19 protein-coding genes are annotated in these 22,104 nt (G+C 61.9%); 5 read left to right on the forward strand and 14 right to left on the reverse strand.

The genetic code is table 11. The features are described from left to right. Positions 1-7 precede the first annotated feature (7 nt). A complete protein-coding gene (locus tag BGP85_RS07135) occupies positions 8-1,093 on the reverse strand; it encodes an NAD/NADP-dependent octopine/nopaline dehydrogenase family protein (protein WP_146048965.1) in 1,086 nt (361 codons plus the stop codon). A 306-nt stretch (positions 1,094-1,399) separates the two neighbouring features. On the opposite strand from BGP85_RS07135, the gene BGP85_RS07140 reads away from it, so the two are divergent. Further along, positions 1,400-2,314, forward strand: a complete 915-nt coding sequence (locus BGP85_RS07140; protein WP_103446546.1) for a DUF808 domain-containing protein — start codon at positions 1,400-1,402, stop codon at positions 2,312-2,314. 4 nt (positions 2,315-2,318) lie between these two features. Here BGP85_RS07140 and BGP85_RS07145 read toward each other — a convergent pair whose 3' ends face one another. Continuing rightward, positions 2,319-4,262, reverse strand: coding sequence for an LTA synthase family protein (locus BGP85_RS07145; RefSeq protein ID WP_103446547.1), 1,944 nt, complete (start codon positions 4,260-4,262; stop codon positions 2,319-2,321). 152 nt (positions 4,263-4,414) lie between these two features. Here BGP85_RS07145 and BGP85_RS07150 point away from each other — a divergent pair, with 152 nt between their 5' ends. After that, on the forward strand, positions 4,415-4,726 hold the full coding sequence (locus BGP85_RS07150; protein WP_103446548.1) for a hypothetical protein: 312 nt from the start codon (positions 4,415-4,417) through the stop codon (positions 4,724-4,726). A gap of 67 nt (positions 4,727-4,793) precedes the next feature. On the opposite strand, the gene BGP85_RS07155 is transcribed toward BGP85_RS07150, so the two are convergent. The 7 genes from BGP85_RS07155 to puuE all read right to left on the reverse strand — a co-directional run bounded on the left by BGP85_RS07155 (position 4,794) and on the right by puuE (position 11,800). Next, entirely contained in the window at positions 4,794-5,576 is a 783-nt protein-coding gene (locus tag BGP85_RS07155; protein ID WP_103446549.1) for an outer membrane protein OmpK, read from the reverse strand. 352 nt (positions 5,577-5,928) lie between these two features. Beyond that, the gene (locus tag BGP85_RS07160) at positions 5,929-6,714 is read right to left on the reverse strand and encodes an outer membrane protein OmpK (RefSeq protein WP_103448220.1); all 786 of its coding nucleotides are present in this window, start codon (positions 6,712-6,714) and stop codon (positions 5,929-5,931) included. A 144-nt stretch (positions 6,715-6,858) separates the two neighbouring features. After that, entirely contained in the window at positions 6,859-8,214 is a 1,356-nt protein-coding gene (locus BGP85_RS07165; protein WP_103446550.1) for a nucleobase:cation symporter-2 family protein, read from the reverse strand. A 214-nt stretch (positions 8,215-8,428) separates the two neighbouring features. After that, complete coding sequence (locus tag BGP85_RS07170; protein ID WP_103446551.1) at positions 8,429-9,757, reverse strand: urate hydroxylase PuuD; 1,329 nt, start codon at positions 9,755-9,757, stop codon at positions 8,429-8,431. A 45-nt stretch (positions 9,758-9,802) separates the two neighbouring features. Next, complete coding sequence (locus BGP85_RS07175; RefSeq protein ID WP_054884133.1) at positions 9,803-10,306, reverse strand: ureidoglycolate lyase; 504 nt, start codon at positions 10,304-10,306, stop codon at positions 9,803-9,805. A gap of 52 nt (positions 10,307-10,358) precedes the next feature. Then, the gene (uraD, locus tag BGP85_RS07180) at positions 10,359-10,874 is read right to left on the reverse strand and encodes a 2-oxo-4-hydroxy-4-carboxy-5-ureidoimidazoline decarboxylase (protein WP_103446552.1); all 516 of its coding nucleotides are present in this window, start codon (positions 10,872-10,874) and stop codon (positions 10,359-10,361) included. Continuing rightward, positions 10,874-11,800 (reverse strand): allantoinase PuuE, encoded by a 927-nt coding sequence (gene puuE / locus BGP85_RS07185; protein ID WP_027921250.1) that lies wholly within the window; start codon positions 11,798-11,800, stop codon positions 10,874-10,876. The genes uraD and puuE overlap by 1 nt, the downstream gene beginning before the upstream one ends. A 376-nt stretch (positions 11,801-12,176) precedes the next feature. Between puuE and uraH the strand changes: the two genes are divergently transcribed. Continuing rightward, complete coding sequence (uraH, locus tag BGP85_RS07190; RefSeq protein ID WP_054884130.1) at positions 12,177-12,530, forward strand: hydroxyisourate hydrolase; 354 nt, start codon at positions 12,177-12,179, stop codon at positions 12,528-12,530. A 242-nt stretch (positions 12,531-12,772) separates the two neighbouring features. On the opposite strand, the gene BGP85_RS07195 is transcribed toward uraH, so the two are convergent. Further along, entirely contained in the window at positions 12,773-14,122 is a 1,350-nt protein-coding gene (locus BGP85_RS07195) for an NCS2 family permease (protein WP_103446553.1), read from the reverse strand. 284 nt (positions 14,123-14,406) lie between these two features. Here BGP85_RS07195 and BGP85_RS07200 point away from each other — a divergent pair, with 284 nt between their 5' ends. Then, a complete protein-coding gene (locus BGP85_RS07200; protein ID WP_103446554.1) occupies positions 14,407-15,162 on the forward strand; it encodes a GntR family transcriptional regulator in 756 nt (251 codons plus the stop codon). A gap of 155 nt (positions 15,163-15,317) precedes the next feature. Beyond that, positions 15,318-16,016 (forward strand): aquaporin Z, encoded by a 699-nt coding sequence (gene aqpZ / locus BGP85_RS07205; RefSeq protein WP_103446555.1) that lies wholly within the window; start codon positions 15,318-15,320, stop codon positions 16,014-16,016. Here the strand turns inward: aqpZ and guaD are convergent. The 4 genes from guaD to xdhA form a co-directional block, all read right to left on the reverse strand. Next, entirely contained in the window at positions 16,013-17,317 is a 1,305-nt protein-coding gene (gene guaD / locus BGP85_RS07210) for a guanine deaminase (RefSeq protein ID WP_103446556.1), read from the reverse strand. The two genes, aqpZ and guaD, sit on opposite strands and share 4 nt — an antisense overlap. Before the next feature lie 10 nt (positions 17,318-17,327). Further along, on the reverse strand, positions 17,328-18,173 hold the full coding sequence (gene xdhC, locus BGP85_RS07215; RefSeq protein ID WP_103446557.1) for a xanthine dehydrogenase accessory protein XdhC: 846 nt from the start codon (positions 18,171-18,173) through the stop codon (positions 17,328-17,330). 73 nt (positions 18,174-18,246) lie between these two features. Further along, positions 18,247-20,646: a xanthine dehydrogenase molybdopterin binding subunit gene (gene xdhB / locus BGP85_RS07220; protein WP_103446558.1), complete on the reverse strand. Its 2,400-nt coding sequence runs from the start codon at positions 20,644-20,646 to the stop codon at positions 18,247-18,249. Then, complete coding sequence (gene xdhA, locus BGP85_RS07225) at positions 20,639-22,093, reverse strand: xanthine dehydrogenase small subunit (RefSeq protein WP_103446559.1); 1,455 nt, start codon at positions 22,091-22,093, stop codon at positions 20,639-20,641. Before xdhA ends, xdhB begins: the two co-directional genes overlap by 8 nt. Positions 22,094-22,104 lie beyond the last annotated feature (11 nt).

The raw sequence follows: 22,104 nt of genomic DNA on the forward strand, positions 1-22,104 counted from the left end.
ATGGAAGTCAGGCCCCATACTGCATGTACTGCTGGATATCATCCATGCTCATGCCGTTGAAAAGGTCTTTGGCGATTGCCCTGCCCTGGGAGAAATAGCAGGTGTCGTTGAGTAAAGACGACAGGGTGATGAGTGATTTCATTACGGCAGAGTCGTAGTGGGCATGCAGACCCAGGCTGTACCACGGCAGCATTACGTAGGGGATATCCTGAGTGAGGTATCTGTTGTTCACCGAGGCAGGGCAGAGTTTCAGTGCATTGTGTGCCGGGGATTGCGTGAAGAAGCCGTGGATGGTGCTGAAGTCATACCCGTAAAAGCTGTTCATGTTGTCCAGGTAGCTCGGTAGTTGCAGACCGTAGCGTTGGCCTATGTTGATTCTGTCGTTGTCCAGGGCCTGGATCAGCCTTGCCGTACTGGCGCCGATACCCTCTTTGTAAAAGTAGAACTCTGCCTGGCCTTCGCCAATCCGCCCGGCGTTGGTGATCATTACCGTGGGGTGGCTGATTGCACTGGTGATATTCAGGCCAAGTTCCAGGACAGAGGTGCTGGCGCTTAGCTTGCACGGGAAGCTTGCCGACAGCTTGGTCATGATGAAGGGTGTGCTCTTGGCCGGCATTGCCGCCAGTTGCATCGACCGCTTGATTTCGATGATTTCGACATGGCCGGGGCGATGCGCTCGGCAGGCATATGGCAGTGAAGCGGTATCTGCTATATGGATGGCCGGTGCGTGCGGCTGCCGCCTGAGTTCCCTGTACAAATAAAGAGCGCTGAAGTTGCCGGCTAGCGAGACGATGATCTGATTGTCGACCAGAAATGGCAACATCTTGCGAAACTGCGGCAAGTGCGCATGGGTTGGCAGGGACAAATAGATGATGTCTGCATTTCGCACGGCCATTTCGATATCGGTGGTCATGGCGGTAAGCGTGGTTGTCGCTTTGATCCTGCCCGTGAGCGTGATGGTATGGGCATGGATGCCATGCAGGTCGCCGGGATGTTGTTCATCTGCATAGAGTGTGATCGAGTGGCCGAGCAAGGTGAGGTGCGCGGCCAGTGCCTGGCCGCCATGGCCGCAACCGATAATGCTTATATTCACTGTTTTGTTCCGCTTGATTGAGGTTGGGACAACGCTTGTTCGAGTGATTCTGCGGTTGCTGGCCAAGGGATTGATTAGGCGTAATTGTCTTGAGGTGTGGTCCTGTTCGTTTTGATCTGTAGTGCGTTCGCGGGTAGCCGCCAACCGGGCAATGGCGGGGCAGGCTGCACGCCGGGGTGGCCAGCCAGCAAGCGGTGCGACCCGGCAGTTGCTGCTGTTGCGGAGCGAACAGAGCTTGGGCGGTGACTGGGAACCTTGAACGGCGCGGGGTATGCTGCGGCTTTAAACCGTAAGGAAGCGTTTTCCATGGCCGCAAGCAGTCTGCTGGTACTGATCGACGACATCGCCACGGTGCTCGACGATGTTTCGGTGATGACCAAGGTCGCGGCAAAGAAGACCGCAGGCGTGCTGGGTGACGACCTGGCGCTCAATGCCCAGCAGGTCACCGGCGTGCGCGCCGAGCGCGAGCTCCCGGTAGTGTGGGCGGTGGCCAAGGGGTCGCTGGTGAACAAGGCGATCCTGGTGCCAGCGGCGCTGCTGATCAGCGCGTTCATCCCCTGGGCGGTGACGCCGCTGCTGATGCTTGGCGGCGCCTACCTGTGCTTCGAGGGTTTCGAGAAGCTGGCGCACAAGTTCCTGCACAGCAAGGAAGAAGACGAGTTGCAGCACGAGGCGCGCAAGGAGGCCGTGGCCGATGCCACTGTCGATCTGGTGGCGTTCGAGAAAGCCAAGATCAAGGGTGCGGTGCGTACCGATTTCATCCTGTCTGCGGAAATCATCGCCATTACCTTGGGTATCGTCGCCGATTCGCCGCTGACGCAGCAGATCATCGTGCTGTCGGGCATCGCAGTGGTCATGACCATCGGTGTGTATGGGCTGGTGGGCGGTATCGTCAAGCTAGACGACCTGGGGCTGTGGATGACCCAGAAGTCTTCAGCGCTGGCCCGTTCGATCGGCAACGGCATCCTGCGGGCCGCGCCCTACATGATGAAAAGCCTGTCGGTGATCGGCACCGCCGCGATGTTCCTGGTCGGTGGCGGGATCCTGGTACACGGGGTGGCGCCGCTGCATCACGCGATAGAGGCGTTCAGCGAAGGGCGCGGAGGGGCGCTGACCAGCGGCCTGCTCAATGGCATGGCCGGTGTGCTGGCCGGGGCCGTTGTACTGGCAGTGGTAGCTGTTGCGGGGAAACTGTGGCGGGCGCTGCGGCCCGCCACATGAGGGCTCACTTGTCGGCTGCGACGCCTTGCTCCTCAGGGTTCCAGGCCAGCAGGCCCTGGCTGAAGCCGTAGGCCGCGCTCTGGTAGTAGGCGATCGCCCGGCGGATCAACGGGTTGTCGCTGGCGACCGTGGTTTCGTGGCTCTTGCCCAGGGCATCCTCATGCACACGCATGCCGCCACGTGGGCTGAGAATGGCCAGGTTGTTGCCGTCGAACAGCCCCAGGTGCTGGTAGTTGCCGATCAGCACGCGTGGCGGCAGGTCGTCTTGCTTGAGCAGGTCGCGGCCGAAGAAGGTCGAGGTGTAGTCGAAGTTGAGCAGGCCCAGCAGAGTAGGCGCCAGGTCGATCTGGCTGGCCAGCTTGTTGTCTTCGCGGGGCTCGATCATTTTCGGCGCGTAGATCCACAGCGGGATCTGGTAGTTGTTCACCGGCAGGTCCTCGACTCCGGCGCTGCCGGCCGTGTGGTCGGCAACGAAGACGAACAGGGTGTTGTCGAACCATGGCTTGCCCTTGGCTTCCTTGAGGAATTGGGCGATGGCATGGTCGGTGTACTTCACCGCGCCTTCGCGGCCGTCGCCTGACGGGATGTCGATGCGGCCGTCCGGGTAGGTGTAGGGGCGGTGGTTCGAGGTGGTCATCAGTTGCAGGAAGAACGGCTTCTGCTGGGCGTAATCGGCATCGGCCAGCTTGAGGGTCTGCCGGTACAGGTCCTCGTCAGCCATGCCCCAGGCGTTCTTGAAGCTGATTTCGCTTTCATCGACGCTGCTTTGGTCGACGATGCGGTAGCCATTGCCGCTGAAGAACGCGTTCATGTTGTCGAAGTAACCGCGCCCGCCATAGACGAAGACGGCATCGTAGCCTTTGGCGGTGAGTTGCTGGCCAAGGCTGGCGTAGCCGCTTTCGCGGCCGATGCGCTTGACGATCGAGCGGCCCGGGGTGGGCGGGATCGACAGGGTGATGGCTTCCAGGCCGCGGTCGGTACGGGTGCCGGTGGCGTAGAAGTTGTTGAAATACAGGCTCTCGCGGCGCAGGGCGTCGAGGTTTGGCGTGAGGTTGCGCGCATCGCCGTTGCTGCCCATGTACTTGGCGCTGAAGCTCTCGATGGTCACCAGGATGATGTTCGGGGTGCGCTGTTCACCGCTGGCACTGACGTGGCGGCGAATGTCCTGAGGTTCCTGGCCCTGGAAGCGGGCGTTGGGTTCGGCCAGTTCCTGGTGCATCTGCGCACCGACTTCGCTGGCGCCGAGGCTGGCGTAGAACTGGGTGTAGTCCAGTTCGTTGTTACGGAAGGCGGCGAAGAACTGGTACGGGCCGTTGCTGGCCAGTTCGCGTTGGTAGGCGTTGCCGCCCTGGCCGCGCGGGAACTGCTGATCGATCACCACGATGTTCAGGCCGACCAGCACCGCCAGCACGCCCAGCCCGGACCAGCGCTGGCGTGAGGTGGTGGCGGGGGCTGCGAGGGCCCGGGCCAGCGGCTTGCGCAGCACCAGGGCGAGCAGGACCGCGGCCACCGCGATACTGCTGAGCAGCGTGGGCAGAGGGTAGGACTCGCGGATGTTGTCCAGCACTTCCTTGGAATAGACCAGGTAGTCGACCGCGATGAAGTTGAAGCGTACGCCGAACTCGTCCCAGAACAGCCACTCGGCCACGGCGACGAACAGCATCACGAACAGGCTGACCACCCACAAGCCGGCGAGCAGCCAGCGGTGAGCACGCGAGCGCCACAAGGCATTCGGGCACAGGACCAGGTACACGCCCAGTGGCAGGGCGGTGTAAATGAGGAAGCTCAGGTCGTAGAGGGCACCGTCGAAGAAGATCGAGAAATAATTACCGCTGACCTCATCCAGATGTGTGGCCAGCAATATGAAACGTGTCAGCAGGAAGATGCCGAACCAGGTTGAGCAGAGTAGCAGCAGATAGCGCCATGGCGCGGCGAGGGGAGTACGCATCAAGTTGGCCTGTTTTCTTTCTTGGTTGGGCGAGGGCAACGAGTTTAGTCTAAAAATTGCAAAAATAATGTCAAAAATTTGCAGTGCAGGCGAAGGCGATGGCTTTATAGTCGTAACTTGCCATTTCAGATTTGCTCGGGAGGGCACATCACATGTTCGGTGTACTGACATACGACGCCTATCACCTGGCGCTCTACCTGCTCACGGCGCTGGCGTGGGGGGCTCTGGGCTTTGGCTTCCTGCTGCGAAGCGCCGACGCTCAGGCCCTTTACAAGTGCTGTGCGATGTTCGGCCTGGCATTGGCGATCAATGCAGCAGTGCTGGTGTTGGATATCTTTCGGGTCATCCCGCACCACGAAGTGGAGTTGATATTGCTGGGTTTTGGCATGGCATTGCCGTCGGCCCTGTTTTTGACTTATAAGGCAGTTTTGGTTTTAAGCAAGATAAGTCTTAAAAAGTTGTAAGCTTTAACTTACAAATCGTGATTGTGAAAGCGCCGCCAGAGGGCGGCGCTTTCACGTTCAAGCCGAATCAGAAGTGCACTTTCACCAGCAAACTCATGGTGTTCTGGTCGGTAGTGAAGCCATCGCTGTCCTTGATGCCGTACTTGTCCTTCCAGTAGTCGTACTCGACACCCACATACAACTGCTTCTCGCCCAGGTGCAGGGCCTTGCCCAGGTCGTACTTGATCTGTGGGTTGAAGTGCAGGTTGGCGTGGTAGGTGCCGTGACGGTTCTCGTCGTTGTCGACGACCCAGTCCATGAAGCCGTCGATCAGTACGTCAGAATCACCGACCGGAATGGTGTAGGACCAGACCGGGGTGATCTGCCAGACATTGTTGCCCGCGCGGCTGCCTTCAGGCATGCGGTTGTAGAAGTTCAGCTGGAAGTAGTCGAAACCGGGGATGTTCAGGTCGAAGCCTGGGCCGATCAGGTACGACTCGACGTCACCCTCGCCAAACTCGTAGGTCGCGGCCAGCAGCACGTCCTTGACCGGGCCGAACTCGAGCTTCTGGTCGAAGATCTTGCCGAACGACAGGCGCGGGCTGAACTCGCCATAGTAGCTGTTGGGACCGTTGTTGGCGTCCTTCTTGCCCTGGTAGAAGATCTTGTCGACGAAGAAGAAGTTGTCGCCGTACTTCCAGCCATCGGCGTGCTCGAAGGTGAAGGTCTGCTGGGTATCGGGGTTGACCTTGAAGTTCTTGCCCCACAGGTAGGTCAGGCTGTTGTTCTGCCACTGCAGCAGGTCGCCGGCGAAGGTGGTGCCGCAGGCCAGCAGGCCGCCCGCGAGAATCAGGCTATTGATGGTACGCATTGCGAGTGTCGCTCCCTTGATTGATCTATTGTCAGCGCTCGTTGTTGGCGCTTTTTTGTCTTTTGAGTCAGCTTTTTTCGATAGGCCACAGCTGTTTGGCAAGGGTCGAGCCAACTTTCCTGGGTTGGCGAAACCTTCCTGCTCGACTTCGTTCTGAACGGATGAAAAGGGTCTTTCAGGCTGGCAACACGTTGGCCAACCGCCCGAATTCATTGACTGAGCGGTCAGTAAACGCAGGCAGAATCCATCCTGCCTTGATCGAGGGGGCGCGCAGATTACTGGCTTGCGCGCCGCGCCTCAAGTGCTCCGTCCTGGAGCACAGTGATTCAAACCTGGGCGATTGATCAGGTTTTCAGAAATGTACCTTGATCAGCGCGCTGGCGACACTCTGATTGCTGTCCAGGTTGCCGCGGCTGTCGATGCCGTACTTGTCCTTCCAGTAGCTGTACTCGAAGCCGACGTAGAGCTGCTTGGCACCGATGTTCAGGGTCTTGCCCAGGTCGTACTTGATCTGCGGGTTGAAGTGCAGGTTGGCGTGGTAGGTGCCACGGTGGTTCTGGTCGTTGTCGGTGACCCAGTCCATGTAGCCGTCGATCAGAATATCGGACCTGCCCACAGGGATGGTGTAGGACCAGCCGGGGGTGATCTGCCAGACGTTGTCACCGGGGCGGTCACCCTCGGTGTTACGCACATAGAAGTTCAGGGTGAAATAGTTGAAGCCGGGAATGTCCAGGTCGAAGCCGGGGCCGATCAGGTAGGCCTCGTTGTCGCCTTCGCCACGTTCGTAGGTCATCGCCAGCAGCACGTCCTTGATCGGGCCGAAGGCGAGCTTCTGGTCGAAGATCTTGCCGAACGACAGGCGTGGGCTGAACTCGCCGTAGTAGGTGTCTTCGCCTTTGCCGGGGTCGGCCTTGCCGTTGTAGAAGATCTTGTCGACGAAGAAGAACGTGTCGCCGTACTTCCATTTGTTGGCGTGTTCGAAGGTGATGGTCTGCTGGATATCGGGGTTGATCTTGAAGTCCTTGCCGTACAAGTACGTCAGGCTTTCGCCGTGCCACAGCAGCCAATCGCCTGCATGGGCGGGGAGGGTGGCCAGCAGGCTGCTGCCCAGCAGCAGGGACGAGGTGGTGCGCTTCATGTTGTGATTCCCGGACTTATTGTTTTTGTTGGCGGTTTTTTCGGCGCGCAGGCGCCCCGAGCGGCCCATTCCGGCGGGCCGACGGTGAAGCGGTTACTGCGGAAAATGAGCAGGGGCGGCAAACTGCGCCGCCCCGCTCAGGGCTCAATGCTCGTGGCAGGCGTCGTTGTGCACGGCGCGCTCGGCACCACCGAGGATGTTGAACAGCACGTTGAGCACCAGGGCACTGACCGTGGCCATGGCGATCCCGCTATGGGTGATGGGTTCCATCCACTGCGGCATCTGCGCGAAAAACTCCGGCTTGACCACGGGGATCAGGCCGAAGCCGACGCTCACCGCCACCAGCAGCTGGTTGCGGCGGTCGCCGATGTCGGCTTCCTGGAGGATCTTGATCCCGGTGGCGGTGACCATGCCGAACATGGCGATGGACGCGCCGCCCAGTACTGCAGGCGGGATCGAGGCGATCAGGTAGGCCGCCTTGGGCAGCAGGCTGAGCGCGATCAGCAGTGCACCTGCCGTGATCGTGACGTAGCGGCAACGCACGCCAGTCATCTGCACCAGGCCGATGTTCTGGGCGAACGAGGAGTGGGTGAAGGTGTTGAAGAAGCCGGCGATGAACGACGCACCGGCATCGCACAACAGGCCGCGACGCAGCATCCCTGGTGTCACTTCACGGTCTGTCACCTTGCCCAGGGCGAGGAACATGCCGGTGGACTCGACGAAGATGATCACCACCACCAGGCACATCGACAGGATCGGCGCCAGGCTGAAGGTCGGCATGCCAAAGTGCAGTGGCGTCACCACTTGCAGCCACGGCGTGTCGCTCAGGCCCGACAGGTCGACCATGCCGATGGAGCCGGCCAGGATGTAGCCCAGGCCCATGCCCACCAGCACCGACACGTTGACCCAGAAGCCGCGCATGAAGCGGTTGATCAACAGGATGACGGCCAGCACCAGGCCAGCCACCAGCAGGTAGATCGGCGAACCGAAGGTCGCGGCGTTCTGGCCGCCACCGGCCCAGTTGACTGCCACCGGGAACAGCGACAGGCCAATCGAGGTGATCACCGTACCGGTGACCAGCGGCGGGAAGAACCGTACGACCTTGGACATGAACGGCGCGATCAGCATGCCGAAGAACCCGGCAGCGATGGTCGCGCCAAAGATCCCCTGCAGGCCTACGCCCGGCATGCCGGCCATGGCCACCATGCTGCCGACGGCAGCGAAGCTGGCACCCATCATCACCGGCATGCGGATCCCGACCGGGCCGATACCGAACGACTGGATGATGGTGGCGACACCGGCGACCAGCAGGTCGGCGTTGATCAGGAAAGCGACTTCTTCACGAGACAAACCAGCGGCCTGGCCGATGATCAGAGGGACGGCAATCGCACCCCCGTACATCAGCAGCACATGTTGCAGGCCAACCAGGAACAGTTGGAACAGGGGCAGAGGCTGTCGCGGCGGCGCAACTGGAATGTACGCCTTGCGTGACTCGGACATGCAGCACCTCGAGTTTTGTTTTTATTCTCGGATCCAAGCGCCAGTCGCATACGGCAGGCCCGATGGAGGCAGCCTGGGGGTCCCGCACGCAGTCGAACGCTCGATGCTTGCTTGTTGCATGAATCTATAAGGGCGAGGCCGGGGTTGCCGGCCTCTTCGCGGCGCAAGGCCGCCCCCGCCTGGGCGCGCGGACGCCCAGGCAGGAGAGGGTGGATCAGTTGACCTGAGCGCCTTTGGCGATCCAGTCACCGACGAGCTTGCGCTCTTCGGCGGTCATCTGGGTGATGTTGCCCAGCGGCATGATCTGGCTGGCAACCGCTTGCGCCTGAATGCGCGCGGCCTGGGCCTGGATCTGCTGCGGGGTGTCGAACATCACGCCGGCAGGTGCTGCGCTGAACAGTGGGCTGGTCGGTTTCGACGAGTGGCACACGCTGCAGCGTTCCTGGATGACTTTGTGGATCTTGTCGAAGTCGCCACCGGCGGCCTGTGCGGTCGCCTGGGCCGGAGCCTCGGCTGGCGCGGCAGGGGCTTCGGCGGCCTTGGCGGCTTCCTCGGCGCGCAACTCGGCAGCGGTCTTGCCGCCGACGGCGGTGGCTGGCAGCGGCTGGTACTCGACCTTCGCTGCGGCCTGCTCAGGGCTGACGGCGATCGGCTTGGGGCCGGTGACGTAGGCCAGGCAGATCATCGCCAGGGCGCCGACCGGCAGGGTCCAGGCGTACTTGTTGCTGTCGTGGCGGGTGTTGAAGTAGTGGCGGATCAGTACCGCGGCTACTGCGATGCCAGCCAGGATCAGCCAGTTGTACTGGCTACCGTAGGTGCTCGGGAAGTGGTTGCTGATCATGATGAACAGCACCGGCAGGGTGAAGTAGTTGTTGTGACGCGAACGCAGCAGGCCCTTGGCTGGCAGTACCGGGTCCGGGGTCTGGTTGTTCTCGATCGCCGCCACCAGCTGGCGCTGGGCTGGCATGATGATGCGGAACACGTTACCGACCATGATGGTGCCGATGATCGCACCGGTGTGCAGGTACGCACCACGGCCGCTGAACACCAGGCTGAAGCCGAAGCAGGCGGCGATGATCAGGACGAACAGTACGGCGCCGAGCAGGGCAGGGTGCTTGCCCAGCGGCGAGTCGCACAGGAAGTCGTAGATGAACCAGCCGGCAACCAGCGAACCGATACCGATGGCCACGCCTTCGGCACCGCTCAAGGTGCTGCCGGGTGCCAGCAGGTACAGGCTCGGGTTCCAGTAGAACACCACGCACAGCAGGGCGATACCGGACATCCAGGTGAAGTAGGCTTCCCATTTGAACCAGTGCAGGTTCTCGGGCATTTTCGGGGGGGCGAGCTTGTATTTCTCCAGGTGGTAGATACCACCGCCGTGAATCGCCCAGAGATCACCCGACAACCCATCGCGCGGGTTGCTTCGGTTCAGGTGGTTCTCCAGCCAGACGAAGTAGAACGATGCACCGATCCAGGCCACGCCGGTGATCATGTGAACCCAGCGAATGCTCAGGTTCAACCATTCGTGAAGGTGTGCTTCCACAGTATGTACCTCTGCCGATCACCGTGAACGATGACCGACCTTTTCTTATTGGTGGGGATTGAGGATCAGCATCTGTTCCTCGGTGAAGTAATGCTCATCGCAGTTGTTGCCAGAACCACTGCGATCAACCACCAGGAAGTCATCCCGCTTTTCGATCGTCAGCACCGGGTGGTGCCAGACGCCGCGATGGTAATTAACGCCCTGCCTGCCGTTACTACGGAAGGCACGGACCAAGCCTGATACAGGTGCATCGCCAACCGGCGCGACCACGATCAGAAAAGGGTTGCCGAGCAGCGGGATGAAAGCCTGGCTGCCCAGCGGATGGCGCTCCAGCATGCGTACGGTCAGCGGCATGTCCTGCGCGTCGGCGCGGAAGATGCTGATGATCGCCTTGTCTTCAGGCTCGGCGGTCTCGACCGTGGCGAGCTTGTGAAAGCGCATGGTCGAGCCGTTGTTGATCATGAAGTGGTCGCTGCCATCGGTTTCGATCACGTCTCCGAATTCGGCGAAGGCTTCTTTGGTCAGGGGCTCGATCATAAGGGTGCGCATGCGGTTATCTCTTCTATTGTTCGTTTTTCTAAAATAAGGGTTCGGCTGTTGCTTACAGCTGCAGCAGGCGGAACAGGGCGATCAGGTTGATCTGTGCCAAGGCTTCCTTGAATTCGGCATCGGTATCGTTGTGGATGCGTTTTTCGAAGGCAGCGAGGATCTGGTGCCGGTTGCTGCCTTTGACCGCCATGATGAACGGGAACTGGAACTTGGCCTTGTAGGCATCGTTCAGTTCGGTAAAGCGGGCGAACTCTTCGGCGGTGCACTCGTGGATGCCGGCGCCGGCCTGTTCGTTGGTGCTCGATTCGGTCAGCTCGCCCTGGATGGCGGCCTTGCCGGCCAGGTCCGGGTGAGCGTTGATCAGCGCCAGCTGGTCGGCATGGTTGGCGCTGAGCAGGATGTCGCTCATGCGCTGGTGCAGCGCCTCGATCTCGTCCAGTTCGCCCAGCTGGCCCAGGTCGTAGGCTTTTTCGGCGACCCACGGCGAGTGCTCGTAGATATCGGCGAATACCTTGACGAAGGCGTCACGGTCCAGGGCGGATGGCTTGAGGGTCTTGAAGGCGGTCATCAGGCGTTCTCTTTCTTGTACGGGTGGGTGGCGTGCCAGTGGCGGGCGATGTCCACGCGACGGGCGAACCAGACCTGGTCGTGGCTCTTGGCGTAATCGACGAAGCGCTTGAGCGCGGCCAGGCGTGCCGGGCGGCCGACCAGGCGGCAGTGCAGGCCGATGGACAGCATCTTCGGCGCTTCGGCACCTTCGGCGTAGAGCACGTCGAAGGCGTCTTTCAGGTACTGGAAGAACTGCTCGCCGCAGTTGAAGCCCTGCACCTGGGTGAAGCGCATGTCGTTTGTGTCCAGGGTGTACGGGATCACCAGATGCGGCTTGCCGGTCGGGTTGTTCGGCTCCCAGTAGGGCAGGTCGTCGTCGTAGGTGTCGCTGTCATAGAGGAAGCCACCTTCCTCCATCACCAGGCGGCGGGTGTTCGGGCCGGTGCGGCCGGTGTACCAGCCCACTGGGCGTTCGCCGGTGAGTTCGGTGAGGATGCGGATGGCTTCGAGCATGTGCTCGCGCTCCTGGGCCTCGTCCATGTTCTGGTAGTCGATCCAGCGGTAGCCGTGGCTGCAGATCTCGTGGCCGGCTTCGGCCATGGCGCGGATCACATCGGGGTGGCGCTGGGCGGCCATGGCCACGGCGAAGATAGTCAGTGGAACGCCGCTGTCCTTGAACAGCTTGAGCAGGCGCCACACGCCGGCGCGGCTGCCGTACTCGTAGAGCGATTCCATGCTCATGTTGCGCGCACCCTGCAGGGGCTGGGCGGCTACCATCTCGGACAGGAAGGCTTCGGACTCTTTGTCACCGTGCAGGATGTTGCGTTCGCCGCCTTCTTCGTAGTTGAGGACGAAAGACAGCGCAATGCGAGCGTTGCCCGGCCATTGCGGGTGAGGAGGGTTGTTGCCGTAACCGATCAGGTCGCGAGGGTAGTCAGCGCTCACTGCAGTCTTCCTTCTTGTGTGTTGGTGCGGGGTGGGCGGGCCGCGTCGGGATGTCGCACCACCGGATGGGCTGATTGTATACAACTTCTGAAATCTTTTGTAAGCCTGTTTTTCCGCATTTCTTCCCTTTTGTCGCTTGAGAACGTGTTGCAAGAAACCTGCCTGAATGGTCAGTTAATGACATTTACGTCCGTGCGCCGCCTGTATTTGCGACTGAAGGGCTGATTGGCGGGGTTGCGACGGGAGGGATCAAAAAATTGTGTACAATCCGGTGATGAAATGTCTTAATGGCGTCATTCCCGCACATCGCAGGCCCTAAGTTGGGGCGTTGGCTGTGTATTTTTTGCCCATAGATTGAACAAGAGGCGACAAGCAGATGGGACGTTTGACCACACACGTACTGGATGCCGCGCATGGCTGCCCAGGCAGCTCGATCAAGGTCGAGCTGTACCGCGTCGAAGGCCAGCAGCTGGAGCTGGTGAACACTGCCCTGACCAACAGCGATGGCCGCGTCGACGCACCGCTGCTGCAAGGTGACGATTACCGTACCGGCGTCTACCAGCTGCAGTTCAGCGCTGGCGCCTACTACCGTGCCCGCGGCGTGCAGCTGCCGGACACTGCGTTTTTGGATGTTGTCGTGCTGCGTTTCGGCATCGATGAAAAGCAGGAGCACTACCACGTGCCGCTGCTGATCTCGCCGTACAGCTATTCGACCTATCGCGGAAGCTAGTTGGTCGCTAGAAGAATCTTCGTAGGTCCTTTGGCCCGCTCCCACACTGGCGGGCTTTTTTTCGTCTGCTGTTTTTGTAATGCCTGTGCCGGCCTCTTCGCGGGGCAAGTCGGATCGCCGCACCGCCGCTCCTACAGGAATACGCAATCACTGTAGGAGGGGGCTTGTCCCGCGAAAGGGCCGGTACAGGCTATAGAAATAAAGAAAGGGCGCCGAAGCGCCCTTGGTTGGTGCGGTGAGGGTCAGAGGAACACGAACTTGGCAATGAAGATCGCGCACAGCACCCAGAGGCTGGCGGAGATCTCCTTGTATTTGCCGGTCCCCGCCTTCAACGCAACATAGCTGATGAAGCCCAGGGCGATACCGTCGGCAACCGAGAAGGTCAGCGGCATCATGATCACCGTGACGATCGCCGGAATGCTGTCAGTCGCTTCATCCCAATGAATGTGTGCCATGCTGCCCATCATCAGCATCGCCACATAGATCAGCGCGCCGGCAGTCGCGTAAGCAGGAATCATTCCGGCCAGTGGTGCGAAGAACATCGCGGCAACGAACAGAATGCCTACTACCACAGCCGTCAGGCCTGTGCGGCCACCAGCGGCCACACCCGCAGCACTTTCCACATAGCTGGTCACCGGCGGTACACCGACCACGGCGCCAAATACGCTCGAAGCACTATCAGCCTTCAACGCCCGCGACAGGTTCTCGATACGGCCATCCGGCGCCACCAGATTGGCACGCTGCGCCACACCCATCAGGGTGCCGGCGGTGTCGAACATATGCACGAACAGGAACGCCAGCACCACGCTGATCATGCTGACGTTGAACACGCCGGCCACGTCCATGGCCATCCAGGTCGGTGCCAGGCTCGGAGGCATCGACATCACCCCGCCGAACTTGACCAGGCCCAGGCCCCAGCCAGCCAGGGTGACGCCGATGATGCTGATCAGGATCGCGCCGAACACGCGCTTGTAGCTGAGGATGGCGATCAACAGGAAGCACAGCGCCGCCAGCAGCGGCCCCGGCTCATGCAGGGAACCCAGCTTGATCAGGGTGGCCGGGCTGTCGACAATGATGCCGGCGGTCTTCAGGCCGATCAGCCCGAGGAACAATCCGACGCCGGCCCCCATCGCATGGCGCAGGCTCACCGGGATGCTGTTGAGCAGCCATTCGCGCACGCGTGACAAGGTCAGGAACATGAACAGCACGCCCGAGACGAACACCGCTCCCAGCGCCGTTTCCCAGTTGTAGCCCATGGTGCCAACCACGGTGTAGGTAAAAAAGGCATTCAACCCCATGCCTGGCGCCAGGCCCACCGGCCAGTTGGCGTACAGGCCCATCAGCAGGCAGCCCAGCGCGGCGGCGATACAGGTGGCGACGAAAGCTGCACCATGGTCGATGCCGGCGTCGGCCATGATGTTGGGGTTGACGAAGATGATGTAGGCCATGGTGATGAAGGTGGTCACACCGGCGATCAGTTCGGTTCTGACAGTGCTGCCGTGTTGCTTGAGTTTGAAAATCCGTTCCAGCCAACTCGTTTCGAGCGGTGGCGCGAGATCCAGCGCAGGGGCTTCGGATTTGCGGCTTTCCACAGCGAGTACTCCTCAAGTCTTTCTTGTTGTTGTTGGAGCCAGGGTCCTGAGCAACGCACTTGGTGGCTCCGCGAGGGAAGGCAGACGACTGACGCGTTTGTTGACTTACGGGTCAAGAAGTTGCTTGGTGGATTATGCTTTTGTGTACAAAGAATGCAAATAATGTTTTATCTTTTGTGTGCGCAATGCGTCGTATAACGGCTATATAGGTAAAACGCCCCCTGCGGAATCGCCTCAGCCTGTGTACAATGGCGCCATACTTTCTCTTCGTGCCTCGAGAGCCCATGAACGAACAGCTGCAACCTCTGAAAAAACCTGCGCGCACTGGCAAGGCCGGCCGCAGTGGTACCCAGGACGACATCGTCTACGCGCACATCTTCGAGGCGATCCTCGAGCAGCGATTGGCGCCGGGCACCAAGTTGAGCGAGGAAGCGCTGGGCGAGATCTTTGGCGTCAGCCGCACCATCATCCGCCGCGCCCTGTCGCGCCTGGCCCACGAAAGCGTGGTGCTGCTGCGGCCGAACCGCGGTGCCGTGGTGGCCAGCCCGACGGTGGAAGAGGCGCGTCAGGTGTTTTTCTCGCGGCGCATGGTCGAACGTGCCATTACCGAACTGGCCGTGCAGCACGCGACGCTGGAGCAGCTCAACGAACTGCGCCAGATGGTCCGCGAGGAGCGCGACAGCTTCTCCCGTGGCGACCGTGGCGCCGGTATCCGCCTTTCCGGCGAGTTCCACCTCAAGTTGGCCGAAGCCGCAGGCAACGCCCCGCTGGTCAGCTTCCAGCGCAGCCTGGTGTCGCAGACTTCGCTGATCATTGCCCAGTATGAGACCGGCACGCGCTCACACTGCTCATACGACGAGCACATGCAACTGATCGATGCGATTGAGGCGCGTGATGCCGAACAGGCGGTGAGCCTGATGATGCACCACATGGACCATATCGACAGCAAGCTGAACCTGGACGAGGAAAGCGCCTCGGACGATCTGCATGCGGTGTTCTCCCACCTGCTGAAAAAGCCCAAGGCATCCGCCAAGGGTTGATCGTTTGCCTGGGCGGCAGGGCTGCGGTCTTTGTAGGAGCGGCGGTGCGGCGATCCTACAAAATAGCTAAACCTCTGCTAAATTTTTGTGAGCAAACCTTCATCAAGCAGTTGGGCTTGCGCGTCCATTGCGTTCCACTACTTGAGGAAAGGTCGATGACCATGTCTCTGGGTACACGGATGGGGGCCGAGATGGTCGGCACCTTCTGGTTGGTTCTTGGTGGTTGTGGCAGTGCCGTAATCGCAGCCAGTTCTCCCGTCGGTATCGGTGTGCTGGGTGTCGCCTTCGCCTTCGGTCTCACCGTGCTGACCATGGCCTTTGCCATCGGTCATATCTCCGGTTGTCATCTCAACCCCGCCGTGTCGTTCGGGCTGGTGGTCGGTGGGCGCTTCCCGGCCAAAGAGCTGCTGCCCTATGTGATCGCCCAGGTGATCGGCGCCATCCTGGCCGCTGGCGTGATCTATCTCATCGCCAGCGGCAAGGCCGGCTTCGAGCTGTCCTCGGGCCTTGCGTCCAACGGCTACGCCGACCATTCGCCTGGCGGCTACACGCTGGGCGCGGGCTTTGTCAGTGAAGTGGTGATGACCGCGATGTTCCTGGTGGTGATCATGGGCGCCACCGACGCGCGTGCCCCGGCAGGCTTCGCGCCGATTGCCATCGGCCTGGCCCTGACCCTGATCCATCTGATCTCGATCCCGGTGACCAATACCTCGGTCAACCCCGCGCGCAGCACTGGGCCGGCACTGTTCGTCGGCGGCTGGGCATTGCAGCAGCTGTGGCTGTTCTGGGTGGCGCCGCTGATCGGAGCTGCGATCGGCGGCGCGCTGTACCGGGGCCTGGCGAAAGAACCTTAGCGCTGGTGCACGCAACGCCCGGCGGCGTAAGTTTCGCGCACGGTGCGGTCGTCACCCAGGGTGGTTAGCACGAACAGGGTTTCCTCGATGCTGCTGGACTGCTGGATGCGGTAGTCCAGCAGCGGCGTGGCTTTGTAGTCGAGCACCACGAAGTCTGCATCGTTGCCCGGGCGCAGGCTGCCGATACGGTCGTCCAGGCGCAGTGCACGCGCGCCACCGAGGGTGGCCAGGTACAGCGACTTGTACGGGTGCAGCCGCGCGCCTTGCAGCTGCATCACCTTGTACGCCTCGTTCAGGGTGTTGAGCAGCGAGAAGCTGGTGCCGGCGCCGACGTCGGTACCGAGGCCTACGTTGACCTTGAAGCGCTCGGCCTGGGGCAGGTTGAACAGGCCGCTGCCGAGGAACAGGTTGGAGGTCGGGCAGAAGGCCACGGCCGAGCCGGTTTCCGCCAGGCGCTGGCATTCGCTGTCGCACAGGTGCACGCCGTGGGCGAACACCGAGCGCTCGCTGAGCAGCTGGAAGTGGTCGTAGACGTCCAGGTAGCCTTTCTGCTCGGGGAACAGCTCCTTCACCCAGTCGATTTCCTTGAGGTTCTCGGACAGGTGGGTGTGCATGTACAGGCCCGGGTATTCCTTCAGCAGCTGACCGGCCAAGGCCAGTTGTTCCGGCGTGCTGGTCGGCGCGAAGCGTGGGGTCACGGCATAGTGCAGGCGACCCTTTCCGTGCCAGCGCTCGATCAACTGCTTGCTTTCGGTGTAACCGGACTCGGCGGTGTCGGTCAAGTAGTCTGGGGCGTTGCGGTCCATCATCACCTTGCCGGCAATCATCCGCAGGTCCAGGCGCTCAGCTTCTTCGAACAGGGCATTGACCGACTGCGGGTGCACACTGCCGAACACCAGGGCGGTGGTGGTGCCGTTGCGCAGCAGTTCCTTGAGGAAGATCTTCGCCACCTTGTCGGCGTGGTCCTTGTCGGCGAACTGCTTCTCGCAAGGGAAGGTGTAGGTATTCAGCCAGTCCAGCAGCTGTTCGCCGTAGGAACCGATCATGCCGGTCTGCGGGAAGTGGATGTGGGTATCGATGAAGCCCGGGGTGATCAGCGCGTCCTGGTAATGCACCACCTCGATGTCGGCTGCGAGGTTCGGCAGCAGCTCGCTGGCAGGGCCGACGGCGCTGATGCGGCCATCGTCGATCACCAGCAGGCCGTCCTCGAAGTACTCATGGGAAGCGTCCAGGCCTACCTCGGCCGGGTCGGCGATGCTGTGCAGGATGGCGGCACGGTAGGCTTTGCGGGTAACGGTCATAACACACTCGTCAAATGGCTTGGCTGCGCCGGGAGGGCGGCAGCAACTGGGCAATAGGGCCGGCGTTGGCGGCAGCGTCGTGCTGGCCGAAGCAGGCGTTGTAGGTGGCAATGATTTCACCGGCGATGGACACGGCAATCTCGATCGGCAGCTTGCCCTTGACCTCGGGCAGGCCCATCGGGCAGCGCATGCGCGCCAGCACGGCATCGTCGTAACCGCGCTCGCGCAGGCGGTGCTCGAACTTGACCCGCTTGGTCTTCGAGCCGATCAGGCCGAACCAGGTGAAATCGTTGCGCTTGAGAATGGCGGCGGTCAGTTCCAGGTCGAGCTGGTGATTGTGGGTCATGACGATGCAGTAGCTGCCTGGCGGCAAATCCGCGACTTCGTCGACCGGTTCTTCACTGACGACCTTGCTCACCCCGTTGGGGATGAGTTCGGGGAATTCCTGTTCACGCGAGTCGATCCAGCGCACCCGGCAGGGTAGCGCGGCGAGCAAGGGTACCAGAGCACGGCCGACATGGCCCGCGCCGAACACGGCGATGTGCGCCTGCACCGCAGCCATCGGCTCGAACAGCAGCACGGTGGCGCCGCCGCAGCACTGGCCGAGGCTGGCACCGAGGCTGAAGCGCTCCAGGTGCGGGGTGTTGCGGTGCTCCGCGAGCATCTGCCGGGCGATGTGCAGGGCCTTGTATTCCAGGTGGCCGCCGCCGATGGTGTCGAACAGGCCGGTGGCGCTGACGACCATCTTCGAGCCGGCGTTGCGTGGGGTCGAACCGCGCTCCTCGATGATGGTCACCAGCACGCAGGCTTCGCCGCGGGACTGGTGGTCGGCGAGGGCGTTGATCCATTGGTGCATGATTCAACCTCTCTAGAGATCGACGCGGTCGCTGTGGGAGCGGGTAAACCCGCTCCCACACGGGCCTGCGTTGTCAGTGAGTCACGGTTTCGAGTTCGGCTTCGGCGGGTTGGGCGTCGGCCACCGCCTTGCGCATCTGCTCGCAACCCCACAAAACCCGCTCCGGCGTCGCCGGCGCATCCACCTGTGGCTGCACGCGGTAGTCGGCAATGCTGGCCACGGCGTCCTTGAGCGCACACCAGGCAGCGATGCCAAGCATGAACGGCGGCTCGCCCACGGCTTTGGAGTGGAACACGGTGTCTTCCGGGTTCTTGCGGTTTTCCACCAGCTTCACCCGCAGGTCCAGCGGCATGTCGGCCACCGCCGGTATCTTGTAGCTGGCCGGGCCGTTGGTCATCAGCTTGCCCTTGGCGTTCCACACCAGCTCTTCGGTGGTCAGCCAGCCCATGCCCTGGATGAAGCCGCCTTCGACCTGGCCGATGTCGATGGCCGGGTTCAGCGAGTCGCCCACGTCATGCAGGATGTCGGCGCGCAGCATCTTGTACTCACCGGTCAGGGTGTCGACGATCACTTCCACGCAGGCGGCTCCGAAGGCGAAGTAGTAGAACGGCCGGCCGCGCGCCTGGCTGCGGTCGTAGTAGATCTTCGGCGTGCGGTAGAAGCCGGTGGTCGACAGCGACACCTGGGCGAAGTAGGCCTGCTGCACCAATTGCTCGAAGCTGACGATCTGGTCACGCACGCGCACGTGGCCGTTGCGGAACTCGACGTCTTCCTCGGTCACCTGGTAGTGCCGTGCGGCAAACTCGGTGAGGCGCTTCTTGAGGATCTCGGCGGCGTTCTGGGCGGCCTTGCCGTTCAAGTCGGCGCCACTCGAAGCGGCGGTCGGCGAGGTATTGGGCACCTTGTCGGTGTTGGTGGCGGTGATCTGGATGCGGCTGAAGTCGACCTGGAACACCTGCGCCACCACCTGTGCCACCTTGGTGTTCAGGCCCTGGCCCATCTCGGTGCCGCCATGGTTCAGGTGAATGCTGCCGTCGGTGTAGATGTGGATCAGCGCACCGGCCTGGTTGAGGAAGGTGGCGGTGAACGAGATACCGAACTTGACCGGGGTCAGCGCCAGGCCTTTCTTCAGCACTGGGCTGTTGGCGTTGAAACGGCGGATCGACTCGCGGCGCTCGGCATAGTCGCTGCTGGCTTCCAGTTCGGCGGTCATCTCTTCGAGCATGTTGTGCTCGACGGTCTGGTAGTAGTGGGTGACGTTGCGCTCGTTCTTGCCGTAATAGTTGGCCTTGCGCACGGCCAGCGGGTCGCGGCCCAGGTGGCGGGCGATGTGATCCATCACCTGTTCGATGGCGACCATCCCCTGCGGGCCGCCGAAGCCGCGGTAGGCGGTGTTGGAGGCGGTGTTGGTCTTGCAGCGGTGACCGTGCACGGTGGCATCGCCCAGGTAATAGGCGTTGTCGGAGTGGAACATGGCGCGGTCGACAATCGAACCAGACAGGTCGGGCGAGTAGCCGCAGTTGCCGGCCAGGTCGAGGTTGATGCCGTGCAGGCGGCCGTCATCGTCGAAGCCGACGTCGTACTCCACATAGAACGGGTGGCGCTTGCCGGTCATGGTCATGTCTTCGACCCGCGGCAGGCGCATCTTGGTTGGCTGGCCGGTCAGGCGCGCGACCACCGCGCACAGGCAGGCCGGGCTTGCCGCCTGGGTTTCCTTGCCGCCGAAGCCGCCGCCCATGCGGCGCATGTCCAGTACCACCTTGTTCATCGGCACGTCGAGCACTTCGGCGACCAGCTTCTGCACTTCGGTGGGGTTTTGCGTGGAGCAGTAGACGATCATGCCGCCGTCCTCGGTGGGCATCACCGAAGAAATCTGGGTTTCCAGGTAGAAGTGCTCTTGGCCGCCGATGTGCAAGGTGCCTTGCAGGCGGTGCGGGGCGCTGGCCAGGGCGGCGGCCGAATCGCCGCGCTGGTGGGTGTGGCTGTCGAGCACGAAGTGCTTCTTGCGCAGGGCATCGACCACGTCCAGCACCGGCTCCAGGTCTTCGTACTCGACGATGGCGGCCATGGCCGCACGCCGCGCGGTATCCAGGTCGCGGGCCGCCACGGCGAGCACCGGCTGGCCGAAGAACTCGACCTTGTCGATGGCCAGCAACGGGTCGCCAGCGACCACCGGGCCGATGTCCTTCAGGCCCGGGATGTCTTCGTGGGTGATAGCGATGCGCACGCCTTCGAAGGCGTAACAGGGCGTGGTGTCAATGCGCACGATGCGCGCATGGGCACGGTCTGCGGTGCGCGCATAGACATGCAACTGGTTGGGGAATTCCAGGCGGTCATCGATGTACAGCGCTTCGCCCGATACATGCTTGTCGGCGCTGTCGTGCTTGACGCTGCGGCCGACCCCGGTGGTCAGGTCCTGGCTGAACAGTTCGGCCATCTCGGCCTGGCTCTTGGCTACGTGATGGTTAGACATAGTCGGTCACCCGGGTCTCGATGTAGGGCGTTTGCTGTTCGATGAAGTACTTGCGCAGCAGGTTCTGCGCGGTCAGCAGGCGGTATTCCTTGCTGGCGCGGAAGTCGCTGAGCGGGGTGAAGTCTTCGGCTAGGGCCTGGCAGGCGCGTTCGACGTTGGCCTGGTTCCACGGTTTGCCGCGCAAGGCGGCTTCGCAGGCGCGGGCGCGTTTCGGAATGGCCGCCATGCCGCCAAACGCGATGCGCACGCCGCTGACCACACCGTCTTCGATGCTCAGGTTGAAGGCGCCGCACACGGCGGAGATATCGTCGTCCAGGCGTTTGGACACTTTATAGGCACGGAAGGCCCAGTCGTTGCTGGCGCGTGGCACGATGATCTTCTCGATGAACTCGCTGTCCTGGCGGGCCGTGATGCGGTAGTCGATGAAGTAGTCTTCCAGCGGCATGACCCGCTGACGCTCGCCCTGGCGCAGCACCACCTGCGCATCCAGGGCAATCAGCAGGGGCGGCGAGTCACCGATCGGCGAGGCGTTGCCGATGTTGCCGCCGAGGGTGCCCTGGTTGCGAATCTGCAGCGAGGCGAAGCGGTGTAGCAGGTCGCCGAAGTCGGGGTATTCCTGGTTGAGTGCGCCGTAGCAGTCGGTGAGCGGGGTGGCGGCGCCGATTTCCAGATGGCTGGCGGTCTTGTCGATGCGCTTGAGTTCGGCGACGTGGCCGACGTAGATCATCACTGGCAGGGTCTTGTGGAACTGGGTGACTTCCAGCGCCAGGTCGGTGCCACCGGCCAGCAGGCGGGCTTCAGGGTGCGAGCTGTACAGGTCGGCCAGGTCGGCCACGGTCAGTGGCACCAGGCAGCGCTTGTCACCACTGTTGAGCTCGCCGGTCTGGGTCGGGGCGATAGCCTTGAGGCGGGCGATGGTCTGCCCCTGCTGGGCGTCGAACTGGTCGCGGCAGGGCAGGCGGCAGCTTTGCTCGGCGGCGTCGAGGATCGGGCGGTAACCGGTGCAACGGCACAGGTTGCCGGCCAGAGCTTCCTGGGCCTGGTGCAGGTCGGCGCCCTGGCTGTTCTTCTGCAGGGCGAACAGCGACATGACGAAACCGGGGGTGCAGAAGCCGCATTGCGAGCCATGGCAATCGGCCATAGCCTGCTGCACGCTGTGCAGTTGGCCGTTGTGCTTGAGGCCTTCGACGCTGATCAGTTGCTTGCCGTGCAAGGAGGAAACGAAGGTCAGGCAGGAGTTCAGGCTGCGGTAGCGCAGGCTGTCCTCGCCCTGTTCATCCTGGACAAGCTCGCCGACCACCACGGTGCAAGCGCCGCAGTCGCCACTGGCGCAGCCTTCCTTGGTGCCGGGTTTGCCCAGGTGCTCACGCAGGTACTGCAGCACCGTCATGTTCGGGTCCAGGGCATGCTCACTACGCAACTCCTGGTTGACGAGAAACTGGATCACGGGGATGGCCT

Source organism: Pseudomonas putida (assembly GCF_002906855.1).
Classification (GTDB): domain Bacteria; phylum Pseudomonadota; class Gammaproteobacteria; order Pseudomonadales; family Pseudomonadaceae; genus Aquipseudomonas; species Aquipseudomonas putida_N.